The following is a 15,319-nucleotide window of genomic DNA, read 5'->3' as shown; positions in this document are numbered from 1 at the left end:
TCAGGAGCAACCGATGGATTCAACCAGCGGTTTTGCGAAAGTGATTTTCAGGGTGCTAAACTGAAACGGTAATTCAGGTGGCCTGCGGACTTCGGTTTGCAGGCTTAAACGGGAAGTCGGTGCGCACGGGTTTATTCACCAACCCACGCTATTCCGACGCTGCCCTCGCAACGGTAAACGAGTCAAAGCCAGGTCCATCACCACTGTGCCAACGCATGGGAAGGGGGTCTGGCAGAACAAGCTTTTTAGCTTCTTCACTCGTGAGCCCGGAGACCGGCCTGATTTCTTGCGCGTGATCTTGCGATGGGCAAGGGTCAGCAGGCGACAGTCCACAGCGGTTTCGGGCATCTTTTGCACCGGCATCCGCTGCTCTTGCGGCTTCGCCTTCTCTGTCCTTTTCTCCCCTTCGCTGCATCACACCCATTTAATCTATCGCGCGATGGGCGTGGAGGGGACGATATGTTGAGGCAACGCTTTTCAGCGTCGATGTCATGAACGGCGGCACTGTCTGGTTTGTGGGCGCAGGGCCTGGCGACCCGGAACTCATCACCGTGAAGGGCCGGGCGCTGATCGAGCGCGCCGGCGCTATTTTGTTCGCCGGTTCCCTGGTCAGCGAGGCCGCCACGCGCTGGGCGCCGGCGGGCTGCGTGATCGCCGACAGCAAGGACATGACGCTGGAGCAGATGTCGGCCTGGCTGATCGCGCAGGCCGGGCGCTGCCAGACCGTGGTGCGCCTGCAGACCGGCGACCCCGGTCTGTATGGCGCGCTGATCGAGCTGGTGCAGCCGCTGGACGCGGCGGGCGTTCCGATTGCGGTGGTGCCGGGCGTGTCGTCGGCCATGGCCTCGGCGGCGGCGGCGGTGGAAAGCCTGACGCTGCCCGAAGTTACGCAAACCGTGATTTTTACCCGGATGGAAGGGCGCACGCCGATGCCCGAGGGCGAGTCGCTGGCAGCGCTGGCGGCGCACCACAGCACCCTGTGCATCTTCTTGAGCATCACGCTGATGGGACGTGTCACGGCGGCGCTGACGGCGGCCGGCTGGTCGCCGGACGCGCCGGTGGTGGTGGTCCACAAGGCCAGCTGGCCGGGCGAGGAAAAAATCATCCGGGGCACGGTGGCGACCATCCAGGCCCTGTGCCGCGAGGCAAAAATCGTCAGCCAGTCCATGATCATCGCCAGCCCGACGCTGGGCGCGCGGCACTGGCAAACGCTGGCCAAGTCCAAGCTGTACGACGCCAGCTTTACCCACAAATTCCGGCGCGCCAGCACCGGCGCGACGCCCGACATTCCCCAAGACCTTCCGGAAACACCATGACTGCAGACACTATTCTTCTGGTGGGCCACGGCTCACGCGAAAAATCGGGCAACGACGAGATTGAAGCCTTTGCGCAGCAGTGGCGCGTGCGCCAGCCAGGCTGGCGCATCGAGGTTTGCTTCATCGAGTTCTCCGAGATCACCATGAGCGAAGGCCTGCGCCGCGCCGCGACAGGCGCGCAGCGGGTGCTGGTGGTGCCGTTGATCCTGAATGCCGCCGGCCACGTCAAGATGGACATTCCGCAGGCCATTGACGGCGCGCGCCTGAAGTTTGCGCAGGTGCAGTTCCTGTACGCGCCGCACCTCGCGGCCTGCGACCCGATTCTGTCCATCGTCAAGCGCCGCCTGAAAGGCGCGATGCAGGCGCTGGACATGCCCGACCCGACGACCACGGGCGTGGTGATGCTGGGGCGCGGCTCGTCGGACCGGCAGGCCAACGGCGAGATGGCCAAGATGGCGCGCTGGCTGATGGAGGAAACCGACCATGAACTGGTCGATCTGGCGTTCACCGGCATCACCTGGCCGCGCCTTGAAAAAGCCGTGCAGCGGCAAAGCCTGCTGGGCATGACGCAGGTGGTGGTGCTGCCGTACTACCTGTTCAACGGCACGCTGGTCGAGCGCATCACGCGGCAGGTTGAAAACCTGAAAGCGCAGTACCCGGCCATCCGCTTTACCTCGACGGCGTACTTCGGTTTTGAACGCGAAATCTTTGAGCTGCTGGAAGCGCGGGTGAATGACCTGAAGCGCGGCGCGCCGGAGTTGCGCATGCCGTGCGACGGCTGCAAGTACCGCGAATTCGGCGTTGAACATGGCCTGGGCGGGCATCACCATGACGATGCCATTGCGCACGACCACCACCACGCTCACGAACACCCGCATCCGCATGCCCAGGCCATCGTTCAGATTCATCCGCATGACCACGCGCATCCGCACGACCATCGCCACGAGCACGCCCACCCATGAATACCGCCAACACCGTCACCGAGCAGCTCACCGCCGCCGGCCGGGCCATCGAGCATGACTCCTTTGCCGTGATTGACCGCGAAGTGGCCGCGCATGCCTACACCGCCGGCCAGTGGCCCATCGTGCGCCGCATGATCCACGCCAATGCCGACTTCGACTTCAACGGCCTGACCGACTTTCACCCGCGCGCGGTGGACGCCGGCGTGGCCGCCATCCTGTCGCGCGGCACCCGCGTGGTCGCCGATGTGGAGATGATCTGCGTCGGCCTGTCGGCGCCGCGGCTGGGCCATTTCGGCATGGCCACGCACCAGTTCATCTCGGATGCCGATGTGATTGAAGCCGCCAAGGCCGAAGGCACGACCCGCGCCGTGCAGGCCATGCGCAAGGCGCACCGGCTGGGCTTGATCGACGGCGCCATTGTCGGCATCGGCAATGCGCCGACCGCACTGATCGAACTGGTGCGGCTGATCCATGACGAGGGCGCGCGCCCGGCGCTGGTCGTCGGCATGCCGGTCGGCTTTGTCTCGGCGGCCGAATCCAAGGATCTGATGGCGCTGGAAAATGACGTGCCCTGGGTGGTGATTCGCGGCCGCAAGGGCGGCTCGACGCTGGTGGTGGCCGCCATTCATGCCCTGCTGGGGCTGGCCGAAGCGCAAGAGCTGGCGCGGAAAACCCTCGCATGATGGACAAAAACGCGCCGCGCGGCACGCGCACCGGCTTCACCACCGGCGCGTGTTCGGCGGCGGCGGCGCGCGCGGCCACGCTGGGGCTGGTAACCGGACAGGTGCCGGACCGCATCGAATGCCTGCTGCCTAATGGCGACCTGGTGACGTTTTCGGTACTGGACGGCGCGGTCAACGGCGACACCGCCCACGCCATGGTCATCAAGGACGCGGGCGACGACCCCGACTGCACCGACAAGGCGCACCTCACGGCCGACGTGACGCTGCGCCGCGACCTGCCCGGCCAGGTGCTGCTGACCGGCGGTTTTGGCGTCGGCACCGTGACCATGCCCGGCCTGGGGCTGACGGTGGGCGGCCCGGCCATCAACCCGGTGCCGCGTCGCAACATCACGGCCAATGTGCAGGCTGCGGCCGGCGAACTGCTGGACGAGGCCGGCTTCGAGGTCTGCATTTCGGTGCCGCAAGGCGTGGAGATGGCCAGGAAGACTTTGAACGCCCGGCTGGGCATCCTGGGCGGCATTTCCATCCTGGGCACCACCGGCATCGTCAAGCCGTATTCGACGGCGGCCTACCGGGCCAGCGTGGTGCAGGGCGTGCAGGTGGCGGGCACGCTGGGCCACGGCGTGGTGGTGCTGACCACCGGCGGGCGCACCGAGAAATTCGTGATGGCCGAAATGCCGCACCTGCCCGAGCCGGCTTTTGTGCAGATGGGCGATTTCTTGCGCTACGCCATGAGCGCGGCGGTGAAGGCTGGTTTGAAGCAGGTAGTGATCGGCGGCATGGTCGGCAAGCTGACAAAAATAGCGCAGGGCGAAACCATCACCCACGCCGGCCGCGCCGAGGTCGATACCGGCCTGCTGGCCGACATTGCCGCCGGCCTGGGCGCGGCGCCCGAGGTGTGCGAGGCGATTCGCCAGAACGAAACCGCGCGTTATGCCGGCGAGCGCATGGATGCGCTGGGCCTGGGCACGGCCTTTCACACCGCGCTGGCGCAGCGCGTGATTCAGACCCTGCAGGCGCGTTATCCCGATAAATTTGATTTGAAAGTGCTGGTCTGCGACTTTGACGGTCGCAAGATAGCGGAGGCCCCTTGAATTCCGAAACGATAAATCTGATTGAAAAATGCCGGATCATCGGCGTGCTCGATGACGGCGAGGCCAGCCTGGGCCGCGCCGCGCTGGCGCATTTGCAGCAGGCGCAACTGGTGATTGGCGGCACGCGCGTGCTGCAGCTGTTTGGCGCGCACATCGACCCGTCTGCCCAGCGGCTTGACCTGACCGGCGCGCTGTCGCAGGTGCCGGAGTGGATTCGCGCCGCCCAGGCCGACGCCCAGCGTGTGGTGGTGCTTGCCACCGGCGACCCCTTGTGCCACGGCATCGCCGCCTACCTGGCGTCGCGCCTGTGCATCGAGGCCATCGAGGTGCTGCCCAATGTCTCGACGCTGCAACTGGCCTGCGCCCGGCTCAGTCTGCCGTGGCAGGACATGAAGTTTTCGTCGGTCCACAGCAAGGATGCCGGCGACTGGGCGGAAGGTTCGGAGCCTGGCCACGGCCTCTACGCGCTGCTGCGTGACATACGGCAAAACGACCGCCTGGCTATTCTCACCAGCCCCGCCAACACGCCCGACCGCATCGCCCGCATGCTGGTCACGGAGGGCCTGGCCGATGATTTCGAGATGGCGGTGGCCGAGCGCCTGTGCCAGCCCGACGAACGCATCGTCAGCGGCATGAGCATCAGTGCCGCCGCGCAGATGCCGTTTGCCGATCCGAACGTGGTGCTGCTGTGGCGCATCCGTGCGCGCACGCAGCCGGTGCTGCTGGGCCTGCCCGATGCCAGCTACCAGCAGCGCTACCCGGAAAAAGGCCTGATCACCAAGAACGAAGTGCGCGTGGTGTCGCTGGCCCGCATGCAACTGCGCGCCGGCAGCGTGGTCTGGGACATTGGCGCCGGCTCGGGTTCCGTGGGCCTGGAAGCTGCGCGGCTGTGCAGCCAGGGCCATGTGTACGCGATTGAAAAAAACGTCGATGACAGCGCCATCGTGCGGGCCAACCGCCGGGCGATGGGCATCAGCAACCACACGCTGGTGCATGGCAAGGCGCCCGAAGGCCTGCAGCACTGGCCCGACCCGGATGCCGTGTTCATCGGCGGCTCGGGCGGCGAACTGGCCGGGCTGATCCGCCTGGTATTGCAGCGCATGAAATCCGAGGGCTGGCTGGTGATGAACTTCGTCACGCTCGAAAACCTGGGAACGGCCGTCGAAACGCTCAAGGCGCTGGGCGTGTCCTGGGATGTGCTGCAGCTGCAGGCCTCGCGCAGCAAGCCGATTTTGCACATGAACCGCATGGCCGCTGAAAACCCGGTCTGGCTGGTGTGCGCCCGGAAAGACGGAGAAAAGCAATGACTGATCTTCAAGCGGTTTCTCCGGCCATCGCGCCGGGCCACCTGTTCGGCGTGTCTTTAGGCCCCGGCGATCCGGGCCTGATCACGCGCCGCGCCTGGGCCTTGCTGGAGCGTTCCGATGCCGTGTGGACTTACCCGGTGCGCAGCCTGCGCAAGGAAAGCTACGCGCTCGACATCGCGCTGCGCGCCGGGCTGGCGCTGCCGGCAGCGCACCAGCCGCTGCTGTTCCCCATGACGCACGATGTGGAAAAGCTCGCCCGCCACTGGCTCAAGGCCGCGCAAACCGTGCAGGCGCTGCTGGCGCAAGGGCGGGACGTGCTGTTCCTGGTCGAAGGCGATGCCTCCACCTACGCCAGCTTTTGCTATTTGGCGCGCGTGCTGCGCGAGTTGGACGCTGACGCCAACATCGACATCGTGCCCGGCGTGACCTCGTTCAACGCGGCCTGCGCCCGGCTGCAGATGCCGCTGTCGGAGCAGGACGACACGATTGCCATCGTGCCCGCCGCCTACGGCATCGCGGCGGTCGAAAAGATGTTGGACGACTTCGACACGCTGGTGCTGATGAAGGTCAAGCCGCTGCTGGACGACCTGATCGACCTGCTGGCGCGCCGGGGCTTGCTGGCGCACAGCCGCTTCATTGAAAAAGCCGGCTCGCCGGTCGAGCGGATTGTTCACGACGTGGCCGAACTCAAGGGAACGAAGGTCAATTACCTGTCGCTGCTGCTGGTCAAGAACCCTGACCGCGTGCGCGGCGACATGCTGCGCGGCTGCCGCAAGAAAACAAGCACTGAAATCGAAGAAGAGGAAAACCAGCCATGACCATTCACACCTTACCGGAAACCAGTCCGGGCGTACGCGTCGTCCTTGTCGCCATCACCAAACATGGCGCGCAGCAAACCGCCGGACTGGCGCGCCAGTTGCCGCAGGCCAGCGTCTGTGTGGCTGAAAAATTTGCGCCACTCATGGCCGGTTTGCCCAACCCGGTGCGTGCCTACAGCGGCGCTTTCCGCGACGAGATCGCCACGCTGTTCACCGGGTTTGACCAGGTCGTTTTCTTCGTTTCGCTGGGCGCGGTGGTGCGCCTGATTGCGCCGCACCTGAAAAGCAAGGACGAAGACCCGGGCGTGCTGGTGGTCGATGACGCCGGGCAGTTTGTCATTCCGGTGCTGTCGGGCCACGTCGGCGGCGCCAATGCCATGGCCGAGCAGGTCGCCGCGCTGCTCGGCGCCACCGCCGTCCTGACCACCGCGTCCGACGTGGGCAAAACCATTCCAGTGGACATTCTGGGCCGCGAGCTGGGCTGGAAGGTCGAGGCGCCCAAGCTCAACATCACCCGCGTCTCGGCGCATGTCGTCAACGGCGAGCCGATTGCCGTCGTGCAGGAAGCCGGCAGCCCCGACTGGTGGACCCGGCCGACGCCGCTGCCGGCGACCATCCACAAGTTCGAGCGCTTTGACGACGTGGACCTGAGCCACTTCAAGGCCGTGCTGTGGATCACCCATGCCGAGGTGACGGACGAGCGCTGGCAGCAGCTGAACGAGCGCCTGGTGGTGTACCGCCCGCCGCAAGCCGCATGAGCGCTGCGACCCTGAAAATCGCCGTCGGCCTGGGCTGCGACCGGGGCACGCCGCTGGCCACGCTGCAGCAGGCCCTGGGCGAAGCGCTGGCGCTGGCCGGCGCCTGCCTGGCCGACGTGGCGGCGGCTGCCAGCATCGACCTCAAGGCCGACGAGCCGGGGCTGCTGGCGTTGGCCGCGCAGCATGGCTGGCGCATGACGTTCTACACCCCCGGACAACTGGCCGCCGTGCCCGTGCCCAACCCGTCCGAGACGGTGCGCAAGTACACCGGCAGCCCGTCGGTCAGCGAAGCCGCCGCGCTGCTGGCCGCATCGGCGATGGGGCCAGTGCTTCCCGCCACGGCGCTGCTGGTCGAAAAGCACAAGCACCGGGGCGCCGACGGGCGCCACGCCACGGTTTCATTAGCCCGCTGCAACGGTTTCCCGCTGTAATTTTATTTTTAGTTTCTCAACCCTGAAATGGAGCAACCCATGAACGCATCTTCCGTCTCTTCTTCCACCGTTTACCCCGCCAGCGCAACCCGCAGCCTGCTGCTGCAACTCGCCGCCGGCGCCGCCCTGGGCCTGGTCGTGCTGTACGGCGTGGCCTTTGCCGAAAGCCCGCTGGCGCACAACGCCGCGCATGACGTGCGCCACGTCACCGTCAAGCCTTGCCATTGAACCGGGAGGGCTTTCATGATTTTTCAACGACTGATCTGGGCGGCGCTGGCCGCCGCCTTGCTGGTGGGCAGTGTCCAGTCCGGGGTGCAGCAGTGGCAGGCGGTGCCGATTATTCTGGCCGCCGAGGTGTACGAAGGGCAGAAGGCCGAAGCACCGGCAGCGCCGGTAGCCGTGATGCCGCATGCCCACGTCGAAGGTGTGGCGCCAGCGCATGAACATGAACACGGCGCGGCCGGGGAATGGGCGCCGGCCGATGGCGCCGAGCGGATTTTCTGGACCTGGACGGCCAATGTCCTGCATGCCTTCAGCATGGCGCTGCTGGTGTTTGCCGTCATGGGCGTCTGCCTGTGGCGCGGCACGGCCGCCGGTTCCTTGCCGCTGGGCTTGCTGGTGGCCGCCGCTGGCTGGCTCAGCTTTCATTTCTGGCCTTCGCTGGGCCTGCATGCCGAGATTCCGGGCATGGATGCCGCCCGCCTGGGCTCGCGCCAGGGCTGGTGGGTGCTGGCCGCAGGCAGCGCGGCCCTGGCCTGCGCCTCGCTGGCGGGTTTGCGCAGTCCCTTGCGCTGGGCCGCTGCCACGGCGTGGCTGGCCTTGCCTTTCGTCGTCGGCGCGCCGCACATCGGCGCCGACCCGCTGGCCGGTTTCAGCGGCCCGGCGCAGGCGCAGTTGCGCGAACTCGGCGCGCAGTTCATCTGGGCCACCACCTGGGTGTCGCTGTCGTTCTGGGCGTCGATGGGTTTCGTGTGCGGCGCGGCGTTCCAGCGCTGGCTGCGCCCGGTGCTGGCGGCAACTTTTGACGGCTCCAGGCCGCGCGCATCAGCCGCGACGGCGGTGAACCCATGACCGGCCCCCAGGGAAAAATCATGCTGGTCGGCATTGGCCCCGGCAGCCACGAGCACATGACGCACCGCGCGCGCGCTGCCATTGCCGAGGCCGACGTGGTGGTCGGCTATGTCACCTACATCAAGCTGGTGGCCGACTTGCTCGAAGGCAAGGAAGTCGTCCGCAAGGGCATGACCGAGGAGCTGGACCGCGCCGTGCATGCGCTGGCCAGCGCCCGCGAAGGCAAGAAGGTCGCGCTGATCTCCAGCGGCGATGCCGGCGTGTACGGCATGGCCGGGCCAACCTACGAGGTGCTGTTCCAGGCCGGCTGGACGCCCGAGTCCGATGTAGAGGTCGAAGTCGTTCCGGGCGCGTCGGCCATCAACGCCTGCGCGGCGCTGGTCGGCGCGCCGCTGACACACGACTTTTGCTCGATCTCGCTGTCCGACCTGCTCACGCCCTGGCCGGTGATCGCGCGCCGCCTGGACGCGGTGGCCGCCGCCGACTTCGTGGTGGCGCTGTACAACCCCAAGAGCGGCCGGCGCACCCAGCAGATCGTGCAGGCGCAGCAGCTGTTCCTGCGGCATCGCCGGCCCGGCACGCCGGTGGCGGTGGTCAAGTCGGCCTACCGGCGCCGCGAGCGCATCGAATTCACGACGCTGGACAAGATGAGCGAGTGCGACATCGGCATGCTGACCACGGTCCTAATCGGTAACAGCCACACCTTCGTGCGCCACGGCCTGATGGTCACGCCGCGCGGCTATGCCAACAAGTACGAGCTGCACGGCGACGGCAGCACCCGCGAAGGCGAAAGGGCGGGCCGCTCGCTGTCCACCGGCCTGATCGGCTGGATGGAGAACCTGCGCATCGACCATGCCGATGGTGAAACGGTTGCCGCGCTGGCGCTGCGCCACCAACTGCCGGCCGACTACATCGAGGCCGTGCTGGCCGCGCCGGTTGAAAACGAAGCCGTCAAACAGGAAGCGGTCAGCGCCGAGGAGTCCGAAGCATGAACGAGGTGGTCAAGCCCAAGATTGGCAGCTACAAGCGCCACCTGCTGGTCTGCATCGGCCCGCGCTGCACGCAGGATGGCGCCTCGCAGGACTTGTTCGACAGCCTGGGCGACAAGTTCAAGGCCGCTGGCCTGCACGACGGCGAGATGCGCGTCAAGCGCAGCCGCGTGAGCTGCTTTGCCGCCTGCAAGGGCGGGCCGGTGATGTGCGTGCAGCCTGACGGCACCTGGTACTACAACGTGACCAGCGCCAACATGGACCGCATCATCGGGCAGCATCTGGTCGGCGGCCAACCCGTGGAGGATCTGGTGTTTCACCAGGGACCGGATGGCGGCCATGACGCTTGAAGCCGGGCAGGGCGGCGGTGGCTTTGTCTCCATCGTCGGCGCCGGGCCGGGTCCGGCTGATTTGATGACGCTACGCGCCCTTGACCGGCTGCAGCGCGCCGAGGTGGTGGTGCATGACCGCCTCATCACGCCCGAGGTGCTGGCGCTGATCCCGCCGGCCGCCCTGCGCGTGTATGTCGGCAAGGCGCTGGGCGATCACTCGGTGCCGCAGGACGGCATCCATGCCTTGCTGGTTGAGCATGCGCGCCTGGGGCGGCGCGTGGTTCGCCTCAAGGGCGGCGACCCCTATGTGTTCGGACGCGGCGGCGAAGAGGTGCAGGCCCTGCAGGCGGCGGGCCTGGCTTTCGAGGTGGTGCCAGGGGTGACGGCGGCCAGCGGCTGCTCGGCGGCCGCTGGCATTCCCCTGACCCACCGCGACCTGGCGGGCAGCTGCGTGTTTTTGCCCGGCCACTTGGCCGATGACGAGGCCACGCACGACTGGCAGGCTTTGGCGCGGCCCGGCCAGACCCTGGTTTTTTACATGGGCGTGCAGCGCCTGGCGCAGATTGCGCAGCAGCTGATCGCCCACGGACTGGCGCCCGACACCCCGGCCGCCATCGTGCGCGACGGCACCCGGGCGGGCCAGACCGTCATCGCCACCGGGCTGAGCGCTCTGGTGGCATGCGCTCCGGGCTATGGCCCGCAGCCCGGCTTGCTGATCATCGGCGAGACGGTGCGGCTCAGCCCTGATTTCAAACCTCCTCCCGATAAGTTCTAATTTCCCATGAACATTGAAACCCCCCCCACCGACAAACCCTATGACAAGCCCGAGGGCGAACGCCGGGGCCTCGTGATCGTCAACACCGGCGACGGCAAGGGCAAAAGCACCGCCGCCTTTGGCCTGGCCCTGCGCGCCCACGGCCGCCACCATGTGCATGGCAAGGCCGTGAAGATTTTCCAGTTCATGAAGGTGCCGAGCGCCCGCTTCGGCGAGCACCGCATGTTCGAGCAGCTGGGCATTGCGATTGAAGGGCTGGGCGACGGCTTCAGCTGGAAAAGCCAGGACCTGGAGCATTCGGCCCAGCTGGCGCGCAATGGCTGGGAAAAGGCCAAGGCCGAGATACTGAACGGCGAGAACTTCATGGTCGTCCTCGACGAGCTGACCTACCCGCTGATCTACGGCTGGCTGCCGCTGGGTGACGTGCTGCTGACGCTCAAGAGCCGCCCGAAGGATGTGCATGTGGTCATCACCGGCCGCCGCTGCCCGCCCGAGATCATCGAGCTGGCCGACACCGTGACCGAGATGACCAAGGTCAAGCATGCGTTCAACGCGGGCATTCCGGCCCAGCGCGGCATTGAAGACTGAGGGCGTGAACGCGCCTGATGGCGCCAGCCACGCCTTCAGCCTGCCCGAGCGCCAGGCCGTGTACCGCGCCATCCATGAGCGGCGCGACATGCGCCACTTCAGCGGCGGCACGGTCGCCGACGACCTGCTGCAGCGCCTGCTGTCGGCCGCCCACCATGCGCCCAGCGTCGGCTTCATGCAGCCGTGGCGCTTCCTCCGAATCCGCAGCCGCCCCTTGCGTGAAAGCGTGCATGCGCTGGTCGAGCTGGAGCGGGTGCTGACCGCGCAAGCCCTGGGCGAGCGCGAGGATGCGTTCATGAAACTCAAGGTGCAGGGCGTGCTCGATGCCGCCGAGCTGCTGGTCGTGGCCCTGCCGCCGGGACGCGAGGCGCATGTGTTTGGCCGCCGCACGCTGCCCGAGATGGATCTGGCGTCTGCCGCCTGCGCGATTCAAAACCTCTGGCTGGCCGCCCGCGCCGAAGGGCTGGGCATGGGCTGGGTGTCGATTTTTTGCCCGGTCAAATTGGGCGAGCTGCTGAACATGCCCGAGGGCAGCAAGCCGATTGCCATCCTGTGCCTGGGGCCGGTCCACGCCTTTTACGACCAGCCCATGCTGCAGGCCGAAAAGTGGGCGCGCCGCGCCGCGCTGGCCGACATGGTGTTTGAAGACCATTGGGGCCAGCCCGCCGGGGCGCCTGTTCCGGCTTCGGATTTCTGACGTGGGGATGCCGCTGGTTCTGGCATTCACCATGCCCGTGGTGTTGCTGCTGGCCCTGTGGATTGACCGCCGCTGGGGCGAGCCGCCCGTGGCGTTTCATCCCGTGGTCTGGATCGGGCATTACCTCAAGGCCTGCGGCCGTGTCACCGTGCGCTGCCCGCCAGCACCGGCCTTTGTGCTGGGCGCGCTGGCCTGGATGGCGGGCGCGGCGGCGGCCGGCGCGCTGGCCTGGGCGCTGCAGGCCTTGAGCTTCTGGCAGCTTGCCCGTTTCATGGCCCGGCCCGGCATTGAAAACGGGCTGGCCGCCACCGTGCTGATTGCGCTGATGGCCTGGCTGCTCAAGTCCATGCTGTCCTGGCGCATGCTGGTTGACGAAGTCGGCGCGGTCGAGGCGGCGCTGCGCCAGTCGCTGCCCGCCGGGCGCGAGCGGCTGTCCTGGCTGGTCAGCCGCGACACGGCCAGCCTGAGCGAAAGCCAGGTGCGCGAAAGCGTCATTGAAACCCTGGCTGAAAACCTCAACGACTCGGTGGTCGCGCCGATCTTCTGGTTCGTGCTGCTGGGCCTGCCGGGCGCGGCGGTGTACCGCTTCGCCAACACCGCCGATGCGATGTGGGGCTACCGGGGAACCTACCGGGGCCAGCACTGGGAATGGGCCGGCAAATGGGCGGCGCGCGCCGACGATGCGCTGTCGTGGCTGCCCGCGCGGCTGACGGCCTGGCTGCTGATGGGCGTGACGCGGCAAGTCCAGTTCGGCGCATTGCGGCGCGAAGCGGCCCGCACGCCCTCGCCCAACAGCGGGTGGCCGATGGCGGCGATGGCCATGGCGCTCGGTGTCACCTTAAGCAAGCCCGGTGTCTACACGCTGAACGCCACCGGGCGCGCGCCACGGGCCGGCGATGTGCCGCTGGCGCAAAAAAATGCATCAAAAGTGGTGTTTGCGCTTGTCCCGTATGCGGTGATAGCTATTGTTTCAGTAGCATGGATGATTTGATGATGAACGCTTTTCCGCAGCAAGGCGCGCGTATCCATGGCGGACCTGACCGCCACGGCGTGCCACTGCATGACTTTTCCACCAACAGCAACGCCTGCGCGCCATGCCCGGCGGCGCTGCAAGCCGTGCGGCAGGCCGATGCCAGCCAGTATCCCGACGCCAGCTATACCGCGCTGCGCGGGCAGCTCGCCGGTTTCCATGGCGTGGACGCGACGCGCATCGTGCTGGCCGGCAGCGCCAGCGAATTCATTTTTCGCATCACCGCGCTGGCGGCGCAAACCGCGCACACGGCAGGCGAGGGCGGCGCGGTGTGGCTGCCGCCGCACAGCTACGGCGACTATGCGCAAGCCGCCCGCGCGCACCGGCTGACGCTGGCCAGCGAACCCGGCCAGGCGCAACTGCTCTGGGCCTGCGAGCCGTCCAGCCCGCTAGGCGCGGCCCAGGCGGGGCTGGGTGACATGGCCGATGCATGCGCGGCCAAAGCCATGCTCGTGCTCGACCGCGCCTACGAACCCCTGCGGCTCGGCGGCGCGCCGTCACTGAGCAAAGCGCAGTTGCAAACCGTCTGGCAGCTCTGGACTCCGAACAAGGCGCTGGGCCTGACCGGCGTGCGCGCCGCCTACGCCATTGCGCCCGTGGGCGCGCAGGCGCAAGCCTTTCAACTCGACCAGCTCAGCCCGTCCTGGCCGGTCGGCGCGCATGGCGTGGCGCTGCTGCAGGCCTGGACCGATGGCGGCGTGCAGGCCTGGCTGGCCGACAGCCTGGACACGCTGCGCGACTGGAAAGCGCGGCAAATCGCGCTGTGCGAATCGATGGGCTGGACCTGCCTGCCCAGCGACGCCAATTTCTTCTGCGCCCGTCCCGCCTTGCCCGAAGGCCTGAGCCTGCAGCAAGCGCTGGACCGGCTGCGCAGCCACGGCATCAAGCTGCGCGACACCGCCTCGTTCGGCTTGCCCGGCCATGTGCGCATCAGCGTGCAGCCGCCGCTGGCGCAGGATGCGCTGCACAATGCGTGGCAACAACTTATCAAGGCAAGTCAATGACCGCAAAAAGCGTCATGGTGCTAGGCACCACCAGCAACGCCGGCAAGAGCTGGCTGACCACCGCGCTGTGCCGCTACTACGCCCGCCAGGGGCTGAAGGTCGCGCCCTACAAGTCGCAGAACATGAGCAACAACGCCCGCGTCGTGGTCGGCGGCGAGATCGGCAGCGCCCAGTATTTCCAGGCGCTCGCCGCCCGTGCGGTGCCCGATGTGCGCATGAACCCGCTGCTGCTCAAGCCCGAAAAAGACACGCAAAGCCAGGTCGTGCTGATGGGCCAGGTCAACGCCGAACTCTCGCGCATGGAATGGCGCGGCCGCAGCCTGTCGGTCTGGCCGGTGGTGGCGCGGGCGCTCGACGAGCTGCTGGCCGAGAACGACGTGGTGGTGATCGAAGGCGCCGGCTCGCCCGCCGAGATCAACCTCAAGTCCTGCGACATCGTCAACATGCGCGTCGCCCTGCATGCGAACGCCGCCTGCCTGCTGGTCACCGACATCGACCGGGGCGGCGCGTTTGCCCACCTCTACGGCACCTGGGCCATGCTGGACAAGACCGAGCAACAGTTGATCCGGGGCTTTGTGCTCAACAAGTTCCGGGGCGACGCCAGCCTGCTCGCGCCCGGGCCGCAGATGCTGCAGGAACTGACCGGCGTGCCGACCGTCGCCACGCTGCCGATGTGGTGGCAGCATGGCCTGCCCGAGGAAGACGGCGTGTTTGACGACCGCAGCACGGCCGCCGGCGCGGTGACCCAAACCGTCGCCGTCATTGCCTACCCGCGCATCAGCAACCTTGACGAATTCCAGCCGCTGAAAAACGTGCCCGGCGTGCGCCTGAAATGGGTGCGCAGTCCTTCCGAACTGGCTGGCCTGGGGCCGGCCGACTGGGTCATCCTGCCGGGCTCCAAGGCCACCAGCGCCGACCTGGCCTGGCTGCGCGCGCAGGGGCTGGACCAGGCGATTGCCGCGCATGCCGGCCGGGGCGGCGCGGTGCTGGGCATTTGCGGCGGCCTGCAGATGCTGGGCGAAGCGCTGATCGACCCGCACGGCATCGACGGCAACGGCCCCGGCCTGGGGCTGCTGCCGGTGGTCACGGTGTTTGACGAAGCCAAGACCGTGCAGCACCGGCAGGCCGCGTTTGCGAGCGTGGGCGGGCCGTGGGCCGGCTTGTCAGGCGTCGAGGTGCAGGGCTACGAAATCCACCACGGCCAGACCGCGCGGCATTCGGCCATGGCGGCGGCGGGCGACATCGCCTGCCCGGTCATGCCCGACGGCCTGGCCTGGCAAAACGCGGCTGGCAATGTGCTGGGCCTGTACCTGCACGGGATGTTTGAAGACCCGCGCGTGCTGCAGGCCCTGTTTGGCGCGGCCACGCCGACGCTGGAATCGGTGTTCGACGGGCTGGCCGACTACATCGGCCAGCATTTCGAGCCGGGCGTGCTGCAGTCGCTGATCGCGTGAGCCGCGCCGC

General features: G+C 67.3%; 18 protein-coding genes and 1 riboswitch. All 18 genes read left to right on the top strand.

The window, feature by feature from the left end; all coding sequences use genetic code 11:
- Positions 1 to 58: 58 nt before the first annotated feature.
- Positions 59 to 296: riboswitch (cobalamin riboswitch) on the top strand.
- Positions 297 to 491: 195 nt separating this feature from the next.
- From cobM to PNAP_RS10765, 18 genes are read left to right on the top strand one after another with little or no spacing between them, the layout of a single operon-like run.
- Positions 492 to 1,316: a precorrin-4 C(11)-methyltransferase gene (gene cobM / locus PNAP_RS10850; RefSeq protein WP_011801549.1), complete on the top strand. Its 825-nt coding sequence runs from the start codon at positions 492 to 494 to the stop codon at positions 1,314 to 1,316.
- Positions 1,313 to 2,278: a sirohydrochlorin chelatase gene (locus tag PNAP_RS10845; RefSeq protein WP_011801548.1), complete on the top strand. Its 966-nt coding sequence runs from the start codon at positions 1,313 to 1,315 to the stop codon at positions 2,276 to 2,278. The genes cobM and PNAP_RS10845 overlap by 4 nt, the downstream gene beginning before the upstream one ends.
- Positions 2,275 to 2,961, top strand: coding sequence for a precorrin-8X methylmutase (locus PNAP_RS10840; RefSeq protein WP_011801547.1), 687 nt, complete (start codon positions 2,275 to 2,277; stop codon positions 2,959 to 2,961). Before PNAP_RS10845 ends, PNAP_RS10840 begins: the two co-directional genes overlap by 4 nt.
- Positions 2,958 to 4,055 carry a cobalt-precorrin-5B (C(1))-methyltransferase gene (locus tag PNAP_RS10835; protein WP_011801546.1) on the top strand — a complete coding sequence of 366 codons (1,098 nt, stop codon included), beginning with the start codon at positions 2,958 to 2,960 and terminating at the stop codon, positions 4,053 to 4,055. The genes PNAP_RS10840 and PNAP_RS10835 overlap by 4 nt, the downstream gene beginning before the upstream one ends.
- Positions 4,052 to 5,362, top strand: a complete 1,311-nt coding sequence (locus tag PNAP_RS10830) for a bifunctional cobalt-precorrin-7 (C(5))-methyltransferase/cobalt-precorrin-6B (C(15))-methyltransferase (protein ID WP_011801545.1) — start codon at positions 4,052 to 4,054, stop codon at positions 5,360 to 5,362. The genes PNAP_RS10835 and PNAP_RS10830 overlap by 4 nt, the downstream gene beginning before the upstream one ends.
- Complete coding sequence (cobI, locus tag PNAP_RS10825) at positions 5,359 to 6,180, top strand: precorrin-2 C(20)-methyltransferase (protein WP_011801544.1); 822 nt, start codon at positions 5,359 to 5,361, stop codon at positions 6,178 to 6,180. Before PNAP_RS10830 ends, cobI begins: the two co-directional genes overlap by 4 nt.
- On the top strand, positions 6,177 to 6,938 hold the full coding sequence (locus PNAP_RS10820) for a cobalamin biosynthesis central domain-containing protein (protein ID WP_011801543.1): 762 nt from the start codon (positions 6,177 to 6,179) through the stop codon (positions 6,936 to 6,938). Before cobI ends, PNAP_RS10820 begins: the two co-directional genes overlap by 4 nt.
- Entirely contained in the window at positions 6,935 to 7,369 is a 435-nt protein-coding gene (locus PNAP_RS10815) for a cobalamin biosynthesis protein (RefSeq protein ID WP_011801542.1), read from the top strand. Before PNAP_RS10820 ends, PNAP_RS10815 begins: the two co-directional genes overlap by 4 nt.
- 39 nt (positions 7,370 to 7,408) lie before the next feature.
- Positions 7,409 to 7,597, top strand: a complete 189-nt coding sequence (locus tag PNAP_RS10810) for a CbtB domain-containing protein (RefSeq protein ID WP_011801541.1) — start codon at positions 7,409 to 7,411, stop codon at positions 7,595 to 7,597.
- 15 nt (positions 7,598 to 7,612) lie between these two features.
- Positions 7,613 to 8,440 carry a CbtA family protein gene (locus tag PNAP_RS10805; RefSeq protein ID WP_011801540.1) on the top strand — a complete coding sequence of 276 codons (828 nt, stop codon included), beginning with the start codon at positions 7,613 to 7,615 and terminating at the stop codon, positions 8,438 to 8,440.
- Positions 8,437 to 9,432, top strand: coding sequence for a precorrin-3B C(17)-methyltransferase (cobJ, locus tag PNAP_RS10800; protein WP_011801539.1), 996 nt, complete (start codon positions 8,437 to 8,439; stop codon positions 9,430 to 9,432). Before PNAP_RS10805 ends, cobJ begins: the two co-directional genes overlap by 4 nt.
- Positions 9,429 to 9,779, top strand: coding sequence for a (2Fe-2S) ferredoxin domain-containing protein (locus PNAP_RS10795; protein WP_011801538.1), 351 nt, complete (start codon positions 9,429 to 9,431; stop codon positions 9,777 to 9,779). The genes cobJ and PNAP_RS10795 overlap by 4 nt, the downstream gene beginning before the upstream one ends.
- Positions 9,769 to 10,536, top strand: a complete 768-nt coding sequence (gene cobA / locus PNAP_RS10790) for a uroporphyrinogen-III C-methyltransferase (protein ID WP_041377185.1) — start codon at positions 9,769 to 9,771, stop codon at positions 10,534 to 10,536. Before PNAP_RS10795 ends, cobA begins: the two co-directional genes overlap by 11 nt.
- A 6-nt stretch (positions 10,537 to 10,542) precedes the next feature.
- Positions 10,543 to 11,124, top strand: coding sequence for a cob(I)yrinic acid a,c-diamide adenosyltransferase (gene cobO / locus PNAP_RS10785; protein ID WP_011801536.1), 582 nt, complete (start codon positions 10,543 to 10,545; stop codon positions 11,122 to 11,124).
- Positions 11,125 to 11,128: 4 nt separating this feature from the next.
- Positions 11,129 to 11,821 carry a 5,6-dimethylbenzimidazole synthase gene (gene bluB, locus PNAP_RS10780; RefSeq protein WP_011801535.1) on the top strand — a complete coding sequence of 231 codons (693 nt, stop codon included), beginning with the start codon at positions 11,129 to 11,131 and terminating at the stop codon, positions 11,819 to 11,821.
- A gap of 7 nt (positions 11,822 to 11,828) precedes the next feature.
- Positions 11,829 to 12,812 carry an adenosylcobinamide-phosphate synthase CbiB gene (cbiB, locus tag PNAP_RS10775; RefSeq protein WP_011801534.1) on the top strand — a complete coding sequence of 328 codons (984 nt, stop codon included), beginning with the start codon at positions 11,829 to 11,831 and terminating at the stop codon, positions 12,810 to 12,812.
- Positions 12,812 to 13,855, top strand: a complete 1,044-nt coding sequence (locus tag PNAP_RS10770) for an aminotransferase class I/II-fold pyridoxal phosphate-dependent enzyme (protein ID WP_011801533.1) — start codon at positions 12,812 to 12,814, stop codon at positions 13,853 to 13,855. The genes cbiB and PNAP_RS10770 overlap by 1 nt, the downstream gene beginning before the upstream one ends.
- Positions 13,852 to 15,309: a cobyric acid synthase gene (locus PNAP_RS10765; RefSeq protein ID WP_011801532.1), complete on the top strand. Its 1,458-nt coding sequence runs from the start codon at positions 13,852 to 13,854 to the stop codon at positions 15,307 to 15,309. The genes PNAP_RS10770 and PNAP_RS10765 overlap by 4 nt, the downstream gene beginning before the upstream one ends.
- Positions 15,310 to 15,319 lie beyond the last annotated feature (10 nt).

Source organism: Polaromonas naphthalenivorans CJ2 (assembly GCF_000015505.1).
Lineage (GTDB): Bacteria > Pseudomonadota > Gammaproteobacteria > Burkholderiales > Burkholderiaceae_C > Polaromonas > Polaromonas naphthalenivorans.
Note: the sequence above shows the minus strand (reverse complement) of the source record. Positions and strands in the feature narration are given on the sequence as shown.